The sequence below is a fragment of the Ideonella paludis genome, from assembly GCF_018069865.1.
In the GTDB taxonomy this organism is placed as follows: domain Bacteria; phylum Pseudomonadota; class Gammaproteobacteria; order Burkholderiales; family Burkholderiaceae_C; genus Ideonella; species Ideonella paludis.
In genome coordinates this window covers 154,541-175,400 of record NZ_JAGQDG010000002.1, presented here as the reverse complement: position 1 = coordinate 175,400, position 20,860 = coordinate 154,541, and the positions used below count along the sequence as shown (strand labels likewise).

14 protein-coding genes and 1 pseudogene are annotated in these 20,860 nt (G+C 64.7%); 6 read left to right on the top strand and 9 right to left on the bottom strand.

Going from position 1 to position 20,860, the window contains the following annotated elements; all coding sequences use genetic code 11:
* Window positions 1-42: 42 nt before the first annotated feature.
* Both KAK11_RS05270 and argA read right to left on the bottom strand, forming a co-directional pair.
* Window positions 43-315: an oxidative damage protection protein gene (locus KAK11_RS05270; RefSeq protein ID WP_210806977.1), complete on the bottom strand. Its 273-nt coding sequence runs from the start codon at window positions 313-315 to the stop codon at window positions 43-45.
* A 44-nt stretch (window positions 316-359) separates the two neighbouring features.
* A complete protein-coding gene (gene argA / locus KAK11_RS05265) occupies window positions 360-1,700 on the bottom strand; it encodes an amino-acid N-acetyltransferase (RefSeq protein WP_210806975.1) in 1,341 nt (446 codons plus the stop codon).
* Window positions 1,701-1,779: 79 nt separating this feature from the next.
* Between argA and hrpA the strand changes: the two genes are divergently transcribed.
* A complete protein-coding gene (gene hrpA, locus KAK11_RS05260; RefSeq protein WP_210806973.1) occupies window positions 1,780-5,802 on the top strand; it encodes an ATP-dependent RNA helicase HrpA in 4,023 nt (1,340 codons plus the stop codon).
* Window positions 5,803-5,813: 11 nt separating this feature from the next.
* On the opposite strand, the gene KAK11_RS05255 is transcribed toward hrpA, so the two are convergent.
* The 3 genes from KAK11_RS05255 to mfd form a co-directional block, all read right to left on the bottom strand.
* Window positions 5,814-6,695: a hypothetical protein gene (locus KAK11_RS05255; RefSeq protein ID WP_210806971.1), complete on the bottom strand. Its 882-nt coding sequence runs from the start codon at window positions 6,693-6,695 to the stop codon at window positions 5,814-5,816.
* Between the two features lie 209 nt (window positions 6,696-6,904).
* A complete protein-coding gene (gene serB / locus KAK11_RS05250; RefSeq protein ID WP_210806969.1) occupies window positions 6,905-7,615 on the bottom strand; it encodes a phosphoserine phosphatase SerB in 711 nt (236 codons plus the stop codon).
* Window positions 7,616-7,638: 23 nt separating this feature from the next.
* On the bottom strand, window positions 7,639-11,112 hold the full coding sequence (gene mfd, locus KAK11_RS05245) for a transcription-repair coupling factor (RefSeq protein WP_210806967.1): 3,474 nt from the start codon (window positions 11,110-11,112) through the stop codon (window positions 7,639-7,641).
* A gap of 86 nt (window positions 11,113-11,198) precedes the next feature.
* On the opposite strand from mfd, the gene ispD reads away from it, so the two are divergent.
* Together ispD and ispF are read left to right on the top strand one after the other, a co-directional pair.
* Complete coding sequence (gene ispD, locus KAK11_RS05240; protein ID WP_210806965.1) at window positions 11,199-12,293, top strand: 2-C-methyl-D-erythritol 4-phosphate cytidylyltransferase; 1,095 nt, start codon at window positions 11,199-11,201, stop codon at window positions 12,291-12,293.
* Window positions 12,290-12,793: a 2-C-methyl-D-erythritol 2,4-cyclodiphosphate synthase gene (gene ispF / locus KAK11_RS05235; RefSeq protein ID WP_210806963.1), complete on the top strand. Its 504-nt coding sequence runs from the start codon at window positions 12,290-12,292 to the stop codon at window positions 12,791-12,793. Before ispD ends, ispF begins: the two co-directional genes overlap by 4 nt.
* On the opposite strand, the gene KAK11_RS05230 is transcribed toward ispF, so the two are convergent.
* The 3 genes from KAK11_RS05230 to ompR all read right to left on the bottom strand — a co-directional run bounded on the left by KAK11_RS05230 (window position 12,787) and on the right by ompR (window position 15,872).
* On the bottom strand, window positions 12,787-13,512 hold the full coding sequence (locus tag KAK11_RS05230) for a hypothetical protein (protein ID WP_210806961.1): 726 nt from the start codon (window positions 13,510-13,512) through the stop codon (window positions 12,787-12,789). The two genes, ispF and KAK11_RS05230, sit on opposite strands and share 7 nt — an antisense overlap.
* Window positions 13,513-13,722: 210 nt before the next feature.
* The gene (locus KAK11_RS05225; RefSeq protein ID WP_210807924.1) at window positions 13,723-15,096 is read right to left on the bottom strand and encodes a sensor histidine kinase family protein; all 1,374 of its coding nucleotides are present in this window, start codon (window positions 15,094-15,096) and stop codon (window positions 13,723-13,725) included.
* 41 nt (window positions 15,097-15,137) lie between these two features.
* Window positions 15,138-15,872: an osmolarity response regulator transcription factor OmpR gene (gene ompR, locus KAK11_RS05220; RefSeq protein ID WP_210806959.1), complete on the bottom strand. Its 735-nt coding sequence runs from the start codon at window positions 15,870-15,872 to the stop codon at window positions 15,138-15,140.
* 114 nt (window positions 15,873-15,986) lie between these two features.
* Here ompR and KAK11_RS05215 point away from each other — a divergent pair.
* Window positions 15,987-16,763 (top strand): annotated as a pseudogene (locus tag KAK11_RS05215) (SIMPL domain-containing protein).
* 5 nt (window positions 16,764-16,768) lie between these two features.
* On the opposite strand, the gene KAK11_RS05210 reads toward KAK11_RS05215, so the two are convergent.
* A complete protein-coding gene (locus tag KAK11_RS05210) occupies window positions 16,769-17,551 on the bottom strand; it encodes a 3-hydroxybutyrate dehydrogenase (RefSeq protein ID WP_210806957.1) in 783 nt (260 codons plus the stop codon).
* A gap of 80 nt (window positions 17,552-17,631) precedes the next feature.
* Between KAK11_RS05210 and KAK11_RS05205 the strand changes: the two genes are divergently transcribed.
* A complete protein-coding gene (locus KAK11_RS05205; protein WP_210806955.1) occupies window positions 17,632-18,507 on the top strand; it encodes an alpha/beta fold hydrolase in 876 nt (291 codons plus the stop codon).
* A 56-nt stretch (window positions 18,508-18,563) separates the two neighbouring features.
* The gene (locus KAK11_RS05200) at window positions 18,564-20,798 is read left to right on the top strand and encodes a RelA/SpoT family protein (protein WP_375140671.1); all 2,235 of its coding nucleotides are present in this window, start codon (window positions 18,564-18,566) and stop codon (window positions 20,796-20,798) included.
* The last annotated feature ends 62 nt before the right edge of the window (window positions 20,799-20,860 follow it).

The following is a 20,860-nucleotide window of genomic DNA, read 5'->3' as shown; positions in this document are numbered from 1 at the left end:
TGGCACGCAGCCACCCTGACCTCGAGACCTCGGGCCCTGCGCTCAAGCGCTGGGCGGCACATAGCCAGTGGGCTGGTCCGCCCCGCCGCCAAAGAGGTATTGCTCCATTTGACGGGCCAGATACTGGCGGGCGCGCGCATCTGCCAAGTTCAGGCGATTCTCATTGACCAGCATGGTTTGATGCTTCTTCCATTGCTCAAACGCCTCCTTGCTGATGTTCTCCCAAATGCGCTTGCCCAGCTCGCCGGGGTAGGGCGCAAAGTCCAGACCTTCGGCTTCTTTTTTGAGATAGGTGCATTGAATCATTCGCGCCATGAGGCATCACTCCAGTGAAAAACAAAGGGTTCTGTCAGAACCCATCAAGACAGTCGTTTGACCAGCACTTGCGAGCGCCGATCCCAGTTGTATTTGCGTTTGCGGGCGTCGGGCAGCCAGTCTGGATCGACGACCGTGAAACCCCGCTTGATGAACCAATGCATCGTGCGTGTCGTCAGCACAAAAATACTGTCCAGACCCATCGCACGTGCGCGCTGCTCCACGCGTTTCAGGATTTTGTCGCCATCGCCTTGACCTTGCACCTGTGGGGACACCGTCAGTGCGGCCATCTCCGCGGTGCGGGCCTCTGGGTAAGGGTACAGCGCCGCACAGCCGAAGATGACGCCGTCGTGCTCGATCACGGTGTAGCCGTCAATGTCGCGCTCGATCTCGGTGCGGTCGCGTTTCACCAAGGTGCCATCGCGCTCGAAAGGCTCGATCAACTGCAAGATGCCGCCCACATCATCAGACGTGGCCTCACGCAGGCTTTCCAGCTTTTCGTCCACCACCATGGTGCCGATGCCGTCGTGGGTGAAGACCTCCAACAAGACCGCGCCATCGGTGGCGAAGGGCAGGATGTGAGAGCGCTCTACGCCGGCTCGGCAGGCCGCGACGCAGTGCTGGAGGTAAAACGAAGGGTCTGTCGGCAAGCTGGCCGGAGGCATGGTGGCCAAGAGCCTCTCCGCATCCGCCAGCGCCAGCTCGGTGTCAATGGGGCTTTCGGGGTCGTCTGGCGTCTCACGAATGCCCCCGGTTTCGGTCAAGAACAAAAGCTTGTCTGCCTGCAGGGCGGCTGCGGTGGCCACCGCCACATCTTCCATCGACAAGTTAAAGGCCTCACCCGTGGGCGAGAAGCCGAAGGGCGAGAGCAACACAATCGCACCAATGTCCATGGCGCGCCGGATGGCGCCGGCATCGACCTTGCGCACCACGCCGCTGGAGAGAAAGTCCACGCCGTCGACGATGCCCACCGGGCGTGCCGTCAGAAAATTGCCCGAGATGACCCGCACCGTCGAGTTAGCCATCGGCGTGTTGGGCAAGCCTTGGGAAAACGCGGCCTCAATCTCGAAGCGCAACTGCCCGGCCGCTTCTTGGGCGCAGTCCAAGGCCACGCTGTCGGTGATGCGCCGCCCTTGGGCAAATTTGGAAACCTGGCCCTTGGCCTGCAGTTGTTCGTCCACCTGCGGCCGAAAGCCATGGACCAGCACCAGGCGCACCCCCATCGCATGCAAGATGGCCAAATCTTGAACAAACAGGTTCAGCCGCCCCGCCGCAATCAGCTCGCCCGTCATCCCGACCACAAAGGTCTTGCCGCGATAGGCATGGATATAGGGCGCCACGGCGCGAAACCAAGGCACGAAGGTGTGAGGAAAGACGAGGTCCATAGTTGCGGAGGATTGTGCCGCAGGCGCAGCGCCCAGCGCCGGCCTCAGTAGCGAATGCAGCGACGATAATCGCGCCCCTGTGACTGAACCTACCGCCCCCAAGCCCCCGCGCTCTGAAGCGCCCACGCGCCGCGAACCTCGACCCTCGGCTCAGCCCGCCGGGCCGCAGGGGCGCGCGCCACGGCCCTCTGCGCCCCGCCAGCGGCCCGCTCCCAACCCGGTGCCACCCATCAGCTTTCCGGAGTCGCTGCCGGTGTCCTCCCGGCGTGACGACATCGCGAAGGCACTGGCCGAGCATCAAGTGGTCATTGTTTGCGGTGAAACCGGCTCCGGCAAAACCACGCAATTGCCCAAATTGGCCTTGGCCTTGGGCCGAGGCTGGGGGGCGGGCGGGCAAGGCCTGATTGGCCACACCCAGCCCCGGCGGATTGCCGCGAGCTCTGTGGCCAAGCGCATTGCGGAAGAGTTGAACACGCCGCTGGGCGAGGTCGTGGGCTTCAAGGTGCGCTTCCAGGACCGGCTGCAACCGGGCGCCAGCGTCAAGCTGATGACCGACGGCATTTTGTTGGCCGAAACCCAGACCGACCCGCTGCTCAAGGCCTATGACACCTTGATCATCGACGAGGCCCATGAGCGCAGCCTGAACATCGATTTTCTGCTGGGCTATCTGCGCCAGATCCTGCCGCGCCGGCCGGACCTGAAGATCATCGTCACCTCGGCCACCATTGATGCTGACCGCTTTGCCCGGCACTTTGAGTCGGCCAAGGGGCCTGCGCCGGTGCTGATGGTCAGTGGCCGTACTTTTCCGGTCGAGCAGCGCTATCGCAGCTTTGAAGAGAGCAAAGAGTTTGACTTGGACGACGCCATCGCCGACGCCGTCGATGAACTCTGGCGCGAAGGCCCCGGCGACATCTTGGTGTTCCTGCCCGGCGAGCGCGAGATCCGAGAGGCGGCGGACCACCTGCGCAAGCACCTGGCCCAGCAGCACCGCCACGGGCCGCAGCCCGAGATCCTGCCGCTGTTTGCGCGGCTCTCTCAAGCCGAGCAAGACCGCGTGTTCCAGGCCGGCAATGGCCGGCGCATTGTGCTGGCCACCAATGTGGCCGAAACCTCGTTGACGGTGCCGGGCATCCGCTATGTGATTGACGCTGGTCTGGCCCGCGTCAAGCGCTACAGCTACCGCAACAAGGTCGAGCAGCTCCAGATCGAGCCCATCAGCCAGGCCGCCGCCAACCAGCGGGCCGGCCGCTGCGGCCGGGTGAGCAACGGCATTTGCATCCGGCTCTATGACGAGAAGGACTTCGCCGCGCGGCCGCGCTTCACCGACCCAGAGATCCTGCGCTCATCTCTCGCCGGGGTGATCCTGCGCATGAAGGCCTTAGGCTTAGGGCAGGTGGAAGACTTCCCCTTCCTGGAAGCCCCGCCCAGAAAAGCCATTGCTGACGGCTATGCGCTCTTGGGCGAGCTGGGCGCGGTGGACGACGACAACGCGCTCACACCCATTGGCAAAGAGCTGTCGCGCCTGCCGCTGGACCCTCGCGTGGGCCGCATGATTTTGGAAGCGCGCGACCGGCAAAGCCTCAGCGAAGTCTTGATCATCGCCTCGGCACTCACCGGCCAAGATGTGCGCGATAGGCCCTTGGAGGCCCAGCAAGCCGCGGATGAGAAGCACAAGAAGTTCGACGACGAGCGCTCAGAGTTCATGGGTTATCTCAAGCTCTGGCACTGGATTGAAGAGGGCCGGGGCCAGCACGGCCATGCGGCGCAAGCCCAGGCCGGCCAGAAGGTGGACAGCCACAAGCTCTCCAACCGCCAGCAAGAGCAGCGCCTGCGCGACAGCTTTGTCAGCCCGCGCCGAGTGCGTGAGTGGCGCGACATCTATTCGCAGCTCCACACCGTGGTGGCCGAGCACGGCTGGCGCTTGAACCAAAGCCCGGCCACCTACGAGCAAGTGCACCTGGCCATGTTGGCCGGATTGCTGGGCAATATCGGCTGCAAGTCGGACGACGAAGACTGGTACTTGGGCGCACGCGGCATCAAGTTCTGGCGCCACCCCGGCGCTCACCTGAGCAAAAAGCCGGGCCGCTGGCTGGTAGCCGCCGAGTTGGTGGACACCACGCGGCTGTTTGGCCGGGGGCTCGCGGCCATTGAGCCGCAATGGATCCCGCAGATCGCCGGGCATTTGCTCAAGACGCAGTTGCTGGAGCCGCACTGGGAGAAAAAGGCCGCCGAGGTCATTGCGCTCGAGCGGGCCACGCTCTACGGCATCGTCATCTACAGCAACCGGCGGGTGAACTTTGGCCGAGTGGATGCCCGCGCGGCCCGCGACATCTTCATCCGCGAAGCTTTGGTCAATGGCGAGTGGGAGAGCAAGCTGCCCTTCCTGGCCCATAACCGCAAGATGATGGCCCAGGTCGAAGAACTGGAGCACAAGTCGCGCCGCCAAGACGTCTTGGTGGACGACGAGCTGATCTACGCCTATTACGACCAGCACCTGCCCGCCGATGTGGTCAGTGGCGCCACCATGGAGCGCTGGTACCGTGAAGCCAGCAAAGCCACACCGAAGCTGCTGCACCTGAGCCGCGAAGAGCTGATGCGGCATGAGGCCGCCGGCGTCACAAGCGCCGCCTTCCCGCGCACCTTGCGCCTGGGTGGCGTGGACTGCGGCGTCAGCTATCTGCATGAGCCGGGTGACGCCAAGGACGGCGTCACCGTGACCGTGCCCATCTATGCGCTCAACCAGGTCAGCGAGGAGCGCTGCGACTGGCTGGTGCCCGGCATGTTGGAAGCCAAGGTCTTGGCGCTGGTCAAGAGCCTGCACCAAAAGCCCAGAGCTCGCTTGGTGCCGCTGCCCGAGTTCGTGGCCGAGTTCTGCACCACGGCCCCGTTTGCCCAAGGCAACTTGATCGACGTGCTGCTCAAGGCCGTGCGCGAGCGCACTCAAGTGGCCGTGCAGCGCAATGACTTCAAGCAAGAACAGTTGCCGATGCACTTGCTGATGAACTTCCGGGTGGTGGATGAGCATGGCCGCCAATTGGGGCTGGGCCGCCAGCTCAGCAGCCTGAAGGCGGAGCTTGGCGGCCTGGCGCGGTCAGCCTTCCAGGCCTTGGCGGCTTTGAAGCTGGGCAGCCCCGCCGCTGCACCGGCAGCCGCCACACCGCCCGCAGCAGCGGCTGCGGCCCCCGCCGCGGGCCGAGGCGTGGTGGCCGTGGTCAAGGCGCCGGCACCTGCGCCAGCGCCGGACGCAGCGGCGACGCGCTACACCGCCTGGACTTTTGGAGAACTGCCCGAGCTGATGGAGATCCGCAAAGGCGGCCAAACCTTGATCGGTTTTCCGGCACTGATCGATCAAGGGGCGCATGTCGAGATCGAGGTGTTTGACGAGCCCGAGGTCGCTGCCCGCAAGCACCGCGCAGGCCTGCGCCGTCTTGTCGCATTGCAAATCAAAGAGCCGCTGAAGTACCTAGAGAAAAACATCCCGGGCCTGACGCAAATGGGCGTGGCCTATATGCAGATGGGCGGCACCGTGGATGAACTGCGTGAGCAGATCATTGATGTGGCGCTGGAGCGGGCGTTTTTGCTGGAGCCGCTGCCGCAAGACCAATTCAGCTTTGCCAAGCGGGTGGAAGAGGGCCGCACCCGGCTCAACCTGATCGCGCAAGAAGTGGCTCGATTGGCCGCTGCGGTGTTGGTGGAATATGCCGCTGCCGCCCGCAAGCTCAAGGACAGCCGCCCGCCCAAAGAGGTGGCCGACGACATCCAAGCGCAACTGCAGCGCCTCTGCCCCAAGCGCTTCTTGGCGCTGGCGCCTTACGGCCAATTGCAGCACTTTGCGCGCTATCTCAAGGGCGTGGTGATGCGCCTGGACAAGCTGCGCAGCGACCCCGCACGGGATGCCCAGCGCCTGGCTGAGCTGCGCCCCCTGGAGCAGCGCTGGCTGCGCCGCTTGGCTGAGCTCAAAGGCACCAGTGACAGCCGTCTGGACGACTTCCGCTGGCAGATGGAAGAGCTGCGCATCAGCCTGTTTGCGCAAGAGCTGCGTACGCCGCAGCCGGTGTCGGTGAAGCGGCTGGAGAAGGTCTGGGCTCAGCTCAGCAGCTGAAGCGCCTGGCCTCAGGCGGCCGAGCTGCGCTTGGACGCCCCTTCTGGGTGCAGCGCACTCGGTGGCCACACCGCGGGCTGGGGGATCAACCAGTGCATTCCGTTGCGGCACAGCGCTGTGCCGATGAAGCCACTGAGCCGCGCCATCAGCGGGCTCCAGGGTACAAAGGCCACGCCCTCGGCCCGGTCCAACACACCGGCGGCCGGCGCGGGCCAGCCCGCCAAGGGTTGGTCGTCCTCGTCCAGCGGCAGTGCAAAGCGCTGGGGGCCGACCCGGATGAGCCGTGCTCTGAGGCGGTCAAGGGGCAAGCTGGCCGGAGCTACAGGCGAGAGGCTCTCCGGCGGCGCGAACTCCCGCGCCCACAGCGCCAGCGGGCGGGTGCCTTCGGGCAACAAGGTCAGCGCCAGGGCTGCTGCCAGCGCATGCTCATCCAGGCGCGAGGCCAACAGCCGTTCCAAGACGGTGCGCGTGGCCTGCACCGCAGCGGCCGAAAGCGCGGGCTCGGTCAGCAGCATCTCTTGGGCCTGCCACATGCGGGCGATCCATTCATCTTGCTGGGGGGTGGCATCCCGCCGGGGAGCGGCCAGCAGCAGGCGCACCACGGCTTGCACATCCGTCACCGGGGTGCTGGCCGCCAGCGTCAAGTTCACGCCTTCTTCTGGCGCAGCCAAGATGCCGCCGGTCCAGCCTTCGTCTTGCAGGCACAGCACCGGAGGGAAGCGCCTGCGGCGTGATTGGTGCCATTGGCGCAAGGTGACTAGGCGTTGCTCGTGGGGGCTCAGGCCCGCCATCACGATCAGCGCCGGTGCTTCGTGCAGATTCTCAGGGGCCCAAGCCCGGCACGAGCGGGGCGGTGGGTCACTGCGCACCACCGTCCACGGGGGCGACGACAAAACCCTTTGCCAAACCGCACCAAGGGGGGAGGGGGGAGTCACAAGAAGGATGCAGGTCATGGCCAACGCGGCATGGCCAGCCACCTTGCATCACCAAACTGCGCCGTAAAGCAGGGGCTGGCGGCTGCCTAAGGGGAGTTAGTAGCGCCACCCCCGTTATCGGCCACCCCTGCGCAGGCTTGAGCGCCCGGCTGTTGCCGGGTGTTTGCTTAGCGCAGCACCGTCAAGGCCCGGTCCATGCCCCCGGCTTCAATGGAGAGCATGGCTTCTTCGCGCACGGCGGGCTTGCCGTGATAGCCAATCGACAGCCCCGCCACACTCATCATGGGCAGGTCATTGGCGCCGTCACCCACGGCAATGGCCTGCTCGGGCGAGATGCCCATCAGCTCGCAGACCTCCAGCACCACGCGGCGCTTCTCGGCACCGTCCACAATGTCGCCCCAGGGCCGGTCCACCATGCGGCCGGTCAGATGCCCGTCTTCCACCTCCAGCACATTGCTGCGGGCAAAGTCCAGGCCCAGGCGTTGGCGCACCCGGTCTGAGAAAAAGGTGAAGCCGCCCGAGACCAACAAGGTTTTCAAGCCCGCCGATTGGCAAGCCTGCACAAAGGCCTCCACGCCGGGGTTCAGCTCCAAGTGGTCCGCATACACGGCCTCCAGGGCGGTCAGAGGCACGCCTTTGAGCAAGGCCACACGGCGGCGCAGGCTGTCTTTGTAGTCAGTGATCTCGCCGCGCATTGCGGCCTCGGTGATGGCTGAGACCTCAGCCTTGCGCCCTGCAGCCGCGGCAATCTCATCCACGCACTCGATGTTGATCAGCGTGGAGTCCATGTCAAAGGCCACCAACTTGAAGTCGGAGAGGCGCAGCGGTGGGGTCAGGCCACGGATGAAAAGGCCGGGTTCGATTTCTTGGGCGTTCATGGTCAAAGGTGTGTGCGGCGCCATCAGCGTGGCGTGGTGGGTTGCCCCAAAGAGCGCAGGATGTCGCGCATGAAGTCAGCACGCGCGCGGGGCTCGGCGATCTCGCGCTCGATGCGCAACTTGTCGTTGCCTGCCAGTTTGACGTGGCGGTTTTTTTGCACCAGCTCGATGATGCGCATGGCGTCGATCGGCGGGTTGGGTTTGAAGGTGATGCTCATCAGGCGCGGCCCGGCGTCGATCTTCATCACGCCATAGGGCTTGGCCTGGATGCGCAGGCGGTGGGTGTCGAACAGGGTTTGGCCCTGGGGCGGCAGCTTGCCAAAGCGGTCGGTGATTTCTTCGAGCAGCAGCTCCAGGTGCTCCGGCCGCTCGGCGCTGGCCAGCTTTTTGTAGAGCGAGAGCCGGGTGTGCACGTCGCCGCAATAGGCGTCGGGCAGCAGGGCGGGGCTGTGCAGGTTGATCTCGGTGGTGGCGCCAAATACGGCGCTGTGGGGGCTGAGCAGGTCGGGCTCTTCGCCCTTTTTGAGCGCGCGCACAGCTTCGCTCAACATCTCGTTATAGAGCTGGAAGCCCACTTCCATCATATTGCCGCTCTGGTGGTCGCCCAGCACCTCGCCGGCACCGCGAATCTCCAGGTCGTGCATGGCCAGATAAAAGCCCGAGCCCAGCTCTTCCATCTCTTGAATGGCGGTGAGGCGCTGGCTGGCCTGCTTTGTCAGGCCTTCCACATCAGGCACCAGCAGGTAAGCATAGGCCTGGTGGTGGCTGCGGCCCACGCGACCGCGCAATTGGTGCAACTGGGCCAGGCCGAATTTGTCCGCCCGCGCAATGATGATGGTGTTGGCGCTGGGCACATCAATGCCCGTCTCGATGATGGTGGAGCACAGCAGCAGGTTGTGGCGCTGGCCGGTGAACTCCCGCATCACGCGCTCCAGCTCGCGCTCGGGCATTTGGCCGTGGGCCACCGCAATGCGGGCCTCGGGCACCAGCTCTTGCAGCTTCTGGCGCCGGTTCTCGATGGTCTCAACCTCGTTGTGCAAGAAGTACACCTGACCACCGCGCTTGAGCTCCCGCAAGATGGCTTCGCGGATGGTGCCCGTGCCCTCGTTGCGCACAAAGGTCTTGATGGCCAAGCGGCGCTGCGGCGCGGTGGCAATCACGCTCAGGTCGCGCAGACCTTCCAGCGCCATGCCCAAGGTGCGGGGGATGGGGGTGGCGGTGAGTGTCAGCACATCGACCTCAGCGCGCATGGCCTTGATGGCCTCTTTATGGCGCACACCAAAGCGGTGTTCTTCGTCGATGACGAGCAGGCCCAAGCGCTTGAATTTCACGTCCTTTGACAAGAGCTTGTGCGTGCCCACCACGATGTCGATGGTGCCGGCCTCCATGCCCTCCAACGCGGCCTTGACCTCTTTGGGCGTGCGAAAGCGGCTCAGCTCGGCCACTTTGACGGGCCACTTGCCAAAGCGGTCGACGATGGTTTGGTAGTGCTGCTCGGCCAGCAACGTGGTGGGCGCCAACAGCGCCACCTGCTTGCCGCCGTGCACCGCCACAAAGGCAGCGCGCAGCGCCACCTCGGTTTTGCCAAAGCCCACATCACCACACACCAGCCGGTCCATGGGCTTGGGCGAGATCATGTCTTGGATGACGGCATGGATGGCGGCACGCTGGTCTGCCGTTTCTTCAAAGCCGAAGCTCGCGGCAAAGGCTTCGTAGTCGTGCGGCGAGAAGCGGTGACTCAAGCCCTCGCGTGCGGCACGCAATGCATAAAGGTTGAGCAGCTCGGCCGCCGTGTCCCGCACCTGCTCGGCGGCTTTGCGCCGCGCCTTCTCCCACTGGCCTGAGCCCAGGCGGTGCAGCGGGGCTTCGTCGGCACTGACGCCGGTGTAGCGGCTGATCAGGTGCAACTGGCTGACCGGCACGTAGAGCGTGGCGTCGTCCGCGTAGGTGAGGTGCAAGAACTCGCTGGTGCCGTCCGTGCCGCCGCTCAGGTCAATGTGCACCAAGCCTTGGTAGCGGCCAATGCCGTGGGCAGAGTGCACCACCGGGTCGCCCACCTTCAGCTCGGAGAGGTCTTTGATCAGCGCATCGACATTGCTGGTCTGCTCTTGCTTGCGGCGGCGGCGGGCCGTGGGTGCGGTGGCGAACAGCTCGGTCTCGGTGATGAACTGCAGCGAGCGGGCGGGATTGGCCGCAGGCTCGTGCCAATGAAAACCGGCGGCCAGCGGTGCCGCAGCAATGGCCACCTTCTCGTCACCCGCATCAAACTCGGCCAGCGTGTCCACGCTCGGGATGCTGATGCCGTGGTCGCGCAACAACTCCAGCAGGCTCTCGCGGCGGCCGTCGCTCTCTGCCAGCAGCAGCACGCGATGCGGCGTCTCGCGCAGGTGCTTTTCCAGCGTGGCCAGGGGTTCGGTGGCGCCCCGGTCGGTGGAGATGTCGGGCAGCGGACGGGCCCAGTCGACGGCCTCGTTGCCGCGCAGGGCCAAGGCGGCGTGCTCGTTGCAGCGGGCAAAAAACTCTTCGACCCGCAGGTAGATGGACTCGGGCGGCAAGATGGGCCGCTCGGGGTCGTGCTGCAAAAAGCGGTGGCGTTCGCGCGTGTCGGTCCAAAAACGCTGCAGGGCGTCGTCGACCTCGCCATGCAGCACCAAGTGAGTGTGCTCGTGGTTGCCGATGTACTCAAAGATGCTGGCTGGCTCGTCAAAGAACAGCGGCAGGTAGTACTCAATGCCGGCCGTCGCAATGCCCTGGGCCATGTCTTTGTATATGCGCGAGCGGGTCGGGTCGCCCTCCATCTGTTCGCGCCAGCGCTGCCTAAAGCGCGTGCGCGCCGCGTCGTCCATGGGGAACTCGCGCCCCGGTAGCAACTGCACCGCAGGCACCGGGTAGAGGCTGCGCTGGGTGTCAGGGTCAAAGGTGCGGATGGAGTCGATCTCGTTGTCGAACAGGTCCACCCGGTAGGGCACGTTGGAGCCCATGGGAAAGAGGTCAATCAGCCCGCCGCGCACGGCATATTCACCGGGCGAGACGACCTGGCTCACATGGCTGTAGCCGGCCAGCGTCAATTGGCTCTTCAGCGCCGCTTCGTCTAGCTTGGCTTTCTGCTTGAACTGAAAGGTGGTGCCGGCCAAGAAGCTGGGCGGTGCCAGTCTTGTGAGTGCGGTGGTCGCAGGCAGGAGCACGACATCCACTTCGCGCTGATGAATCCGCCACAGCGTGGCCAGCCGCTCCGAGATCAGGTCTTGGTGCGGGCTGAAGGTGTCGTAGGGCAGGGTCTCCCAATCGGGGAACACGGCCACCCGCAGGCCCGGTGCAAAGAACGGCAGCTCTTCGGCCAGGCGCTGGGCGTCAGCGGGCTCGGCCGTCATCACCACCAAGGTGCGCTGCTCGGCCACCCGCGCCTGGGCCATCTGAGCCAGCATCAGCGCGTCGCTCGAGCCAATGGGGCGGGGCAGGGTGAAACGTTTGCCAGGGGCGATGACAGGCAGTTGCATGAAAAGCGTGAGGCAGAAATGACAACACGCCCCCGGCCAGAGTGCAGGGGGCGCATCAAAGAGAGGGATTCTAGAATCCCCGACCTATGACCACCTATTCCGTCGGGGCCTCTCCCCGTTGTTTCGCGCTGGTGCCCTGTGCAGGCACCGGCAGCCGTGCGGGCAGCTTAGGCCCCAAACAGTATCAGCCCGTGGGCGACCAGCCGCTGGTGGCCCACACTTTGCAAGCCTTGGCCAAAGTCCCGCGCATCGCTGCCACCTTGGTGGTGCTGGCGCCCGACGACATCCAATTTGAGGAGGACCTACCCGGCGGCGAGACCGAGCGCCTGTGGCTGGCCAAAGCGGGTGGCGCCACCCGGGCTGAAACGGTGGCCAATGGCCTGAACGAGCTGCGCGCGCGCGGTGCCCAGCCCCAAGACTGGGTGTTGGTGCACGATGCCGCCCGTTGCCTCATCCGCCCTGAGTGGGTGGAGCGGCTGATCGACGCCTGCTGGGACGACGAAGTCGGCGGCCTGCTGGCTCTGCCGCTGGCCGACACCTTGAAGGCCCAGGAGCCCGGATCATTGCCCGGCACCGAGCGCATCACCAGCACCTTGGACCGCACCGGCAAGTGGGCAGCGCAGACGCCCCAAATGTTCCGCCTGGGGCTCCTGGCCCCGGCGCTGGCCTTTGCGGGCGAAACGGTGACCGACGAAGCCAGCGCGGTAGAGCGCCTGGGCCATGCGCCTAAGCTCGTGCGCGGCGACTACGAAAACTTCAAAGTCACCTGGCCGGGCGACTTTGCGCTGGCCGAGCGCCTGCTTGCCAGCCAACAGCGCGGCCCCGAGGTGCGCGCCTTTGTGCCGGCCAAAGACTTTGCCCAATCCCAGCGCTTTTATGCCGACCTGGGCTTCACCCGAGAGTTTGCCCATGGCGACATCGCCGGCTTCCGCTGGGGCCAAACGGCCTTCTTGCTGCAAAACTTCTTCGAGCCCCAACACGCCCACAACTTCGTGATGCACCTGATGGTGGACGACCTCCACGCCTTCCACGCCCAGCTCTTGCGCAAAGGCATCGCCGCGCAATACGGCGTGAAGATCAGCGAGCCCGAACAACGCCCCTGGGGCCTGCTGGACATGACCCTGCACGACCCCAGCGGGGTGTTGTGGCGGGTGGCGCAGCGGATGGAGACCTCGGCATGAACATGATCCCATTTCGCATCGGCGAAGGCTGGGACACCCATGCCCTCGTCCCTGGCCGTCCCTTGGTCTTGGGCGGCATCACCATCCCCCACAGCCATGGGCTGCTGGGCCACTCGGACGCCGACGCGCTGTTGCATGCCATCACCGACGCCGTGCTGGGCGGCGCGGGCCTGGGCGATATTGGCCGGCACTTTCCGGACTCGGCGGTGGAGTTCAAAGGCGCGGATTCCGCCGTGTTGTTGGCCGAGGCCCTGCGCCGGGTGCGTGCTGCCGGCTGGCAGGTGGGCAATGTGGACTGCACCATCGTGGCCCAGGCGCCCAAGATGGCGCCGCACATTGCGGCCATGCGGGCGCGCATTGCCGAGGTGCTGGGGGTAGACCCCGCCCAGGTGAATGTGAAGGCCAAGACGGCCGAAAAGATGGGGCCGGTGGGCGAGGGCAGGGCGATCGAGACGCGGGCGGTGTGCCTCTTGGTTCGGCACCACGCTGAAGCTCAGTAGTCGCCGCTCCAGGAGGCTGGGTCCATGGTCAGTGTGGCGGCCCATGCGGCGGCCACATCTTGGTGGGCTACGCTCAAGGTTCGGTCGATCCAAACGGCGCTGTGGGGCCGCTTGGCGTGGACGGTGGCCACAACATGGCCATCGATCTGCAACTCCATGGCATGGACGTTTAACTGCAGAGGGCTTCCGTTGGGCCAGGTCCCCACACTCAGCTTGAAGAGACGGTCGCGCATGGTCCAGACCTCGCCTTGCGGGCCTGTGAGCAGGCCTCGCACTGCACCCGCCTGAGGGCCGGTCTCGCTGGATTGCCACACCATGTTCCAAGCCTGGGTGTCATTCGCGGGCTGAAGGGTCGCGTGAGCGATCCATTCCTTGTCGCTGATCACACCGAAAAAGCGCTTGATGGATTCCGAGGCGCGAGGCGGCAGGTCTTCGACGGGGAGGCCCAGCACCCGGAGGTCGGCATTGCGAAAGGCCGTGGTGCGCGACTCCAGCTTGACGCGCATCAGGGGCGTGTCGTCCCGCGACAACTGAAAGTTTGTCTTGGTGGCGGTGTTCTTGGTGGTCCCCACCGGGCTCTCACCCCCGTTGGTGCGCGTGAAGGTGTAGGCCTTGTCTCGCTCAGCCGAGTAAGCGCCAAACCGCATTTTCTTGTGCGGCAACCAACGGTCACCTGCCACCGGCAAAGGGTCGGACTGATCGGCGGGCCGTGCATCCATCTCTGGCTTGCTTGGCGGGCTGCCCTCTGCGGCTTGCGCAAGGGCGCTCAGGCTATACAGACTCAAGGTCATCGCAGCGACAAGGGCTGCGGCAGCGCGGGGAAACCTTAGGCTTTGGTACTTCATGGCCTCTTTACCGGTGGTTGGTGCCACCACTGTAGAGATCGGCTGTGAAGCAATGCCGACGCCTTGGTAAAGAACTACGGTGCTTCAGTCCGCCCGCTTGAGCCGGATATGCGCCACCAAGCCGGTGTCGCGCGCATTGGCCAAAGCCAAGTCGCCGCCGATGCGCTGCAGTGCTTTTTTGACAATGGCCAAGCCCAGGCCGGCGCCGGTGGCCGCCGTGCGGGCGGCGTCACCCCGGAAGAAAGGCGTGGTGAGTTGGTCCAGCTTTTCTGGGGCCACGCCTTGGCCGTAGTCCCGCACGGTGATGATCACCGTGTCGCCGGCCTGCACATGGCTGACTTTGACGCGGGCAATGCCAGTCTCGGGCGTGCGGCCATAGCGGCGGGCGTTTTCAAAGAGGTTGGAGAAGATGCGAGCCAACTCGGTCTCGTCGCCTTGCACCATCAGCGCGGGCGGCAGCTTCAGGCTGATGCGGATCTGCGTGGTGTCGCGGAAGGCCGAGGCCTCGCGCTCGATGACGGGCACCAGGTCGACCTTGAAAATGCGGGTTTCGTCCGGCCGCGCATAGTCCATGAACTTGTCGATGATGGCGTCGAGCTGGTCGATGTCTTGCGCCATATTGCGGCGCGCTTCTTCGTCGTAGACGCTGATCTCGGCCTCTAGGCGCAGCCGGGCCAGGGGCGTGCGCAGGTCATGGCTGATGCCGGCCAGCATCACGGCGCGCTCTTGCTCCACCTTGGCCAGCTCGCGGGCCATGCGGTTAAAGCCCATGTTGACGGTGCGAATCTCGCTGGTCAGCGTGGTTTCGTCCAGGTGTGATTCAAACTCACCCTCGCGGATACGGCTGGCCGCAAAAGAGAGTTCTTGCAGCGGCCGGTTGATCAAGCGCGCAATGGCCACTGAGCCAAGGATGGTGGCGGTGAAGGCAATGCCCACCCAGATCAGCCAGGTGTCGATCTGCATTTGCTGGTGCAGGCGCGAGGCATCGGCTTGCAGCCAGTAGGGCGAGCGCTCGATGTCAAAGCCAATCCAGAGGCCGGGCTTGCCGTTGACGCTGCTGGCGATGACCACCTCTTTGCCCAGGCGGGTGCGCAGGTCCGCGGCCACGAGGCGGGTGAAGCGGTCGGTCTCGAAGGGTTCCCACTGGTCGGTGGGGCCGCGCGGGCGCAGGCTGACGCCTTCTTGCTCGCTCATGGTCTTCACGGCCGCGACGCGGTTGATGGCGTCGGCATAGCGCAGCGCAGCGCTCGACAAATTCACCAGGCTGGCAATTTGCTGCGCGGCTTGCACGGCGCGAGGCTCAAACTCCAATTGCCGCAGCGTTTGCACCCATGCAGCAATACCGCCGCCCAGCAAGATGGCCAGCAAAAAGAAGGTCCGCCAGAAGAGGTTGAGCGCAAAAGGCGTCCGGGTGGACGCCTTGCTGCGCGAAGCACTCTTCTTGGGCTTAGGCTTCAGGTCGAGGCGGGTGGTGGGCGGCCCGCCGCCCGTGCTGGGGTTCAAGCGTTGTCACCGGGCACAAACACATAACCCACGCCCCAGACCGTCTGGATGTAGCGCGGGTTGGACGGGTCAGGCTCCAGCATCTTGCGCAGGCGCGAGATTTGCACGTCGAGCGAGCGATCAAAGGGCTCAAATTCGCGGCCGCGGGCCAACTGCGCCAGCTTGTCACGCGAGAGCGGCTGGCGAGGGTGGCGCACCAGGGCCTTGAGCATGGAGAACTCGCCGGTGGTCAGCGTGATCTGCTCGCCATTGCGCGTCAGGCGGCGCAGCGAGAGGTCAAACTCAAAGGGGCCAAAGGTGACGATCTGCGGGTCTTTGGCCGGGGCGCCGGGTGCCTCAGGGGCCGGCCGGCGGCGCAGCACCGCATGGATGCGGGCCAGCAGCTCACGCGGGTTAAAGGGCTTGGGCAGGTAGTCATCGGCGCCCACTTCCAGGCCGACGATGCGGTCCACATCTTCGACCTTGGCTGTCAGCATGATGATGGGCGTGGTGTCGGCCGCGGCGCGCAGGCGGCGGCAGATGGACAGGCCGTCTTCGCCAGGCAGCATCAAGTCCAAGACGATGAGGTCAATGGTCTCGCGCGTCAGCAGCCGGTTCAAGGCCTTGGCGTCTTCCGCCAACAGGACTTCAAATCCCTCTTGGGTGAGGTAGCGGCGCAGCAGGTCGCGGATACGGGCGTCATCGTCGACCACGACGATGCGGTCTTGGCGGGCATTGCTGTTGGCGTTCATCCCAACTCCTGAATTTGTAACAGCCGCCATTCTGGCCCTTTGCATCGGTGTTTTTGGGCTGAATGCGCTCTGTTACAAATCAATTCACAAGGTAAAAACCCTAGTGGGCGGGGTATGCCAGGTCATCGCAAGGCGGCCTTGCCGCGTTGCGCCACCATGACTACCTCTTCTTCATCTTTAAGAACCCGCCGGGCTGCCAGCCTGCTGGGTGGTGCTTTGTCGGTGTTGTTGGCGTCCGGGGCCAGTGCCCAGGCCGTGGCGCCCCAGCCGCAAGGCGTGTTGAACCTCAGCGCCACCGCCACGGTGGAGGTGCCCAAAGACTGGATGACGCTGGTGCTGTCTGTCTCCAAAGAGGGCGCAGACGCCAATGCCGTGCAAAACCAGCTCAAGCTGGCGGTGGACAGCGCGCTGCAAGAAGCCCGCAAGCAGGCCAAGCCAGGGCAGGTCGAAGTGCAGACGGGCGCGTTCTCGATCTTCCCGCGCTACAACAACAAGGGCGTGATCAACGGCTGGCAGGGCAGCACGGAGGTGCAGATCCAAGGCCGGGACATGGCCACCATTGGCCAGCTCACCGGCAAGATCGCTACGATGACGATTGCCAACGTCAACTACAGCGTGTCGCGCGAAACGCGCGAAAAGATGGAAGCGGAAGTCACCGCACAGGCCATCTCACGCTTCAGGTCGCAAGCAGAGTGGCAAGCCAAGGCGTTTGGCTATAGCGGCTAGAGCCTGCGCGAGGTCTCGGTGGCCTACGATGCGCCGGAGGGAGCGCATCCCATGCCCATGGCCGCCATGAAGATGGCCATGGCCGATGCAGCCCCTGCCATGCCGGTCGAAGCTGGCAAGGGCAGCATCAGCGCCACCGTCACCGGCAGCGTTCAACTGAAATAAGGCAGTTACTGCGCGACCCAGCCGCCATCCATATTGATGGCGGTGCCGCGCAGGTTGTTGGCGGCGGGCGAGCACATGAAGACGGCCATGGCGGCCAGCTCTTCCGGCGTGGTGAACTGCTGCGAAGGCTCTTTCTCGGCCAGCAAGCGACGCTTGGCCTCTTCGTTGCTCACGCCGTCGGCTTGGGCGCGGGCATCCACCTGCTTTTGTACCAGCGGGGTCAGCACCCAGCCCGGGCAAATGGCGTTGACGGTGACGGGCGTGGTGGCCGTCTCCAAGGCCACGGCCTTGGTGAAGCCGATGATGCCGTGCTTGGAGGCCACATAGGCCGACTTGTTGGCCGAGGCCACCAAGCCGTGCACCGAGGCCACATTGATGATGCGGCCCCAGCCGCGTGCCTTCATGCCGGGCAGGGCCAGGCGCGTGGTGTGGAAGGCCGAGCTCAAGTTGATGGCGATGATGGCGTCCCACTTTTCAGCGGGGAAGTCGTCCACCGGCGCCACATGCTGGATGCCGGCGTTGTTGACCAAGATGTCCAGTGCACCAAACTCGGCCTCGCAGGCACGCACCATGGCCTCGATCTCTGCGGGCTTGGTCATGTCCGCACCGTGGTAGCTGACTCGCACGCCGTGGGCTTGCCCCGCTTGGCTGACCTCGGCCTTGGCGGCTTCAATATCGCCAAAACCATTGAGCATGACGTGGGCGCCTTGTTCGGCCAAGGCACGGGCCATACCGAGGCCAATGCCACTGGTGGAGCCAGTGACCAGCGCGGTTTTTCCTTTGAGCATGCGGAAATCTCCTGAAGGGGTTGCTACAGTGATTATCCGCACAGCTTGCTTTAAGGACGCTTGCAGGCGCCCCAATCCCTATGAACGCACCCCTCCAGCCCCGCCAACGCCATGTGCAATGCTTGAATGCGCGGGGCTTGCACCGCATGGCTTACACCGAATGGGGTGACCCGGCTAACGACAAAGTGTTGGTCTGTGTCCACGGTTTGTCACGCCAAGGCAGAGACTTTGACGTGTTGGCCCAGGCCATGAGTGGGGAGTACCGGGTGGTCTGCCCCGATGTGGTGGGCCGCGGCCACTCGGATTGGCTGCCCGACCCCATGGGCTATGCCATCCCCGCTTATGTGGCCGACATGGTCACCTTGCTGGCCCGCTTGGATGCCCAGACCGTGCACTGGGTGGGCACCTCCATGGGCGGGCTGATTGGCTTGGGCGTGGCTTCGCTGCCGAACTCGCCCATTCAGAAGCTGGTGCTCAATGACGTGGGCCCCCGCATTGAGGCCCAGGCCTTGAGCCGCATCGGCCAGTACCTGGGCCTGCCTGTGCGCTGGAAGACCGAAGACCAAGCGGCCGATGAGCTGTGGGTCATCTCCCAAGGCTTTGGCCCGCACAGCCGTGAGCAATGGATGGCACTGACCCGTCCGCAGTTAAGGCCCGAAGGCGATGGCTTCAAGCCGCATTACGACCCCGCCATCGCCTTGCCCTTCAAGGCCATCACGCCAGAGTTGGCGGCACAGGGGGAAGCCATGCTGTGGTACAGCTACGAGCAACTGCGCTGTCCAACCTTGCTGATTCGCGGCGGTCAATCAGACCTTTTGACCGCGGACACCGCGCTCGCCATGACGCAGCGTGGCCCCAAGGCCGAGCTGGTGGTATTCGATGAAGCCGGTCATGCGCCCACCCTGGTGCAGCCGCATCAAGTGGCGGCTGTGAGGGAGTTTTTGCTGAGGCCATGAAGAGCGACGGACATTCCAGCAGCCCGGCAGCGCCCATCGTCGCGCTGGCCGGGGAGATGCTGCGCCCAGACGGGCGGCCCGCCCACGCCAGCAACGCGGCGGCCGCCGATGCAGCGGCCCGCGCGGCGTTGGAGGAAGGCCAAGCTGCCTTGCTGCGGGCCCAGCAGTTTGCCGAGCCACTGCTGACGGGCCAGCAGTTGGACACGGGCGAAGACGCCTTTGCACATGCCAGCGCAGTGGCGGATATCTTGCGCACCATCGGCGGGGCGCCCAGCCTGCAAGCCGCAGCCTACTTGGTGTACGCGGGCGACTTTTTGCAGCGCCCGGAAGACGTGATCGACAAAGCCTTCGGGCCGTCCTATGCCAGCCTGGTGACGCTGACCCGCAAGCTGGTGCAGATTCAACGCGCCGCACGCGAGGCGCAGGTCGATGAAGAGCTGCAAGCCCAGCAGACCGAGCGCGTGCGCAAGATGCTGCTGGCGTTTTCGCGCGATTTGCGTGTGGTGCTGCTGCGCTTGGCCTCGCGTCTGCAGACGCTGCGCTGGTACGCCGCCACCCGCCAGCCTTGCCCCAACAGCCTGGCCGATGAGACCAGCCGGGTGTTCTCGCCGCTGGCCAATCGCCTGGGCATTTGGCAGATCAAGTGGGAAATGGAAGACCTGGCCTTCCGCTTCCAGCACCCTGACGAATACAAGCGCATTGCCAAGCTGCTGGCCGAGAAACGCGTGGAGCGCGAAGCCAGCGTGGAGGCCGTGCGCAAGCAGTTGGCCGCAGATTTACAGGCCCACGGCGTGCCTGCGGTGGTGCACGGGCGGCCCAAGCACCTCTACAGCATCTGGAAAAAGATGCAGGGCAAGCGCTTGGACTTTGAGCGCGTGATGGACGTGCGCGCCCTGCGCGTGGTGGTGGCTGATGTACCCGCCTGCTATGCCGCGCTGTCCCGGGTGCATGAGCGCTACCAGACCGTCGAGGGCGAGTTTGATGACTATATTGCCCGGCCCAAGCCCAATGGCTACCGCTCTTTGCACACGGTGGTTCGAGGGGATGACGGGCGCGCCATTGAGGTGCAGATCCGCACCCACGAAATGCACGAGCACGCTGAGTATGGCGTGGCCGCCCACTGGGCTTACAAGGAAGCGGGCGCCAAGGGTTATGCGGGCGTCAGCGCTGCCGGCGACTATGAAGGACGCTTGAGCGAAGCTCGCAAGGCGGTATTGCGGCAGTTGCTGGCCTGGGAGCGAGACTTTTCGGGCCAGGCCGTGTCTGCCGAAGGGGCGGCGCTGGACGACCGCATTTATGTCTTCACGCCCCAAGCCACGGTGATCGAGCTGCCGGCGGGAGCAACGCCCATTGACTTTGCCTATGCGCTGCATACCGACCTGGGCCATCGGTGCCGAGGGGGCAAGGTCGATGGCGTGATGGTGCCGCTATCCACACCTCTGGCGAACGGGCAAACGGTGGAGGTGGTCACCGTCAAAGAAGGCGGCCCCTCCTTGGATTGGCTGAACCCAGAACTGGGCTTTTTAAAGAGCCCCAGGGCGCGCGCCAAGGTCCGCGCATGGTTTAACGCTCAAGCCCAGGCCAGCACCATCGCCAAGGGCCGGGAGCTGGTGGAAAAGCTCCTGCAACGCGAGGGGCGCACGGCGCTGAAACTCGACGATTTGGCGAGCCAGTTGGGCTTTAAGGATGCCCAGGCCTTGTTCGAGGTGGTCGGCAAGGACGAGTACTCGCTGCGCAACATCGAGCAGTTGCTGCGGCCTCCGGAGCCTGTGGCGCCCGACGATGAGGTGCCACTGTTCCGCCGCAAGCCCGGCGCATCCAGCCGAGCGCCCGGTGGCGTGTTGGTGGTGGGCGTGGAGAGCCTGCTGACCAATTTGGCCAAGTGCTGCAGGCCTGCGCCGCCAGATGCCATTGGGGGTTTTGTGACGCGCGGCCAGGGCGTGGCCGTGCACCGTGCGGATTGCACCAACTTCAGGCACATGGCTCAACGGCTGCCAGAGCGCGTGTTGCCCGTGGCCTGGGGCAGTGAGTTGGCCCGCAGCGAGGCCATGTATCCCGTGGATGTTGCGGTGGAGGCCGCAGACCGACAGGGGCTGCTGCGCGACATCACGGAAGTCTTCGCCAAGGACAAGACCAATGTCGTGGGTGTCCACACGCAAACGGTGCGTGATGCCAACGGTCAAACCGCTTGGATGACCTTTACCGTGGAAGTGGCGGATGTGGCTCGCTTGGCGCAAGTCCTGGCACAAGTGAGGCGTGTCGCAGGGGTGAGACACGTCAAGCGGAAATAGTTCACGCCAGTGAGATTGCGCCTCATTGTTAACAACTTGTATCTTTAGTCGTGGTTTAATCG

What these genes read in the sequence shown, in the direction of transcription:
- KAK11_RS05270 (WP_210806977.1), bottom strand. Translation starts at nt 315, where the DNA reads ATGGCGCGAATGATTCAATGCACCTATCTCAAAAAAGAAGCCGAAGGT.
- argA (WP_210806975.1), bottom strand. Translation starts at nt 1,700, where the DNA reads ATGGACCTCGTCTTTCCTCACACCTTCGTGCCTTGGTTTCGCGCCGTG.
- serB (WP_210806969.1), bottom strand. Translation starts at nt 7,615, where the DNA reads ATGAACGCCCAAGAAATCGAACCCGGCCTTTTCATCCGTGGCCTGACC.
- mfd (WP_210806967.1), bottom strand. Translation starts at nt 11,112, where the DNA reads ATGCAACTGCCTGTCATCGCCCCTGGCAAACGTTTCACCCTGCCCCGC.
- ispD (WP_210806965.1), top strand. Translation starts at nt 11,199, where the DNA reads ATGACCACCTATTCCGTCGGGGCCTCTCCCCGTTGTTTCGCGCTGGTG.
- ispF (WP_210806963.1), top strand. Translation starts at nt 12,290, where the DNA reads ATGAACATGATCCCATTTCGCATCGGCGAAGGCTGGGACACCCATGCC.
- KAK11_RS05230 (WP_210806961.1), bottom strand. Translation starts at nt 13,512, where the DNA reads ATGGATGCACGGCCCGCCGATCAGTCCGACCCTTTGCCGGTGGCAGGT.
- ompR (WP_210806959.1), bottom strand. Translation starts at nt 15,872, where the DNA reads ATGAACGCCAACAGCAATGCCCGCCAAGACCGCATCGTCGTGGTCGAC.
- KAK11_RS05210 (WP_210806957.1), bottom strand. Translation starts at nt 17,551, where the DNA reads ATGCTCAAAGGAAAAACCGCGCTGGTCACTGGCTCCACCAGTGGCATT.
- KAK11_RS05205 (WP_210806955.1), top strand. Translation starts at nt 17,632, where the DNA reads ATGAACGCACCCCTCCAGCCCCGCCAACGCCATGTGCAATGCTTGAAT.
- KAK11_RS05200 (WP_375140671.1), top strand. Translation starts at nt 18,564, where the DNA reads ATGCTGCGCCCAGACGGGCGGCCCGCCCACGCCAGCAACGCGGCGGCC.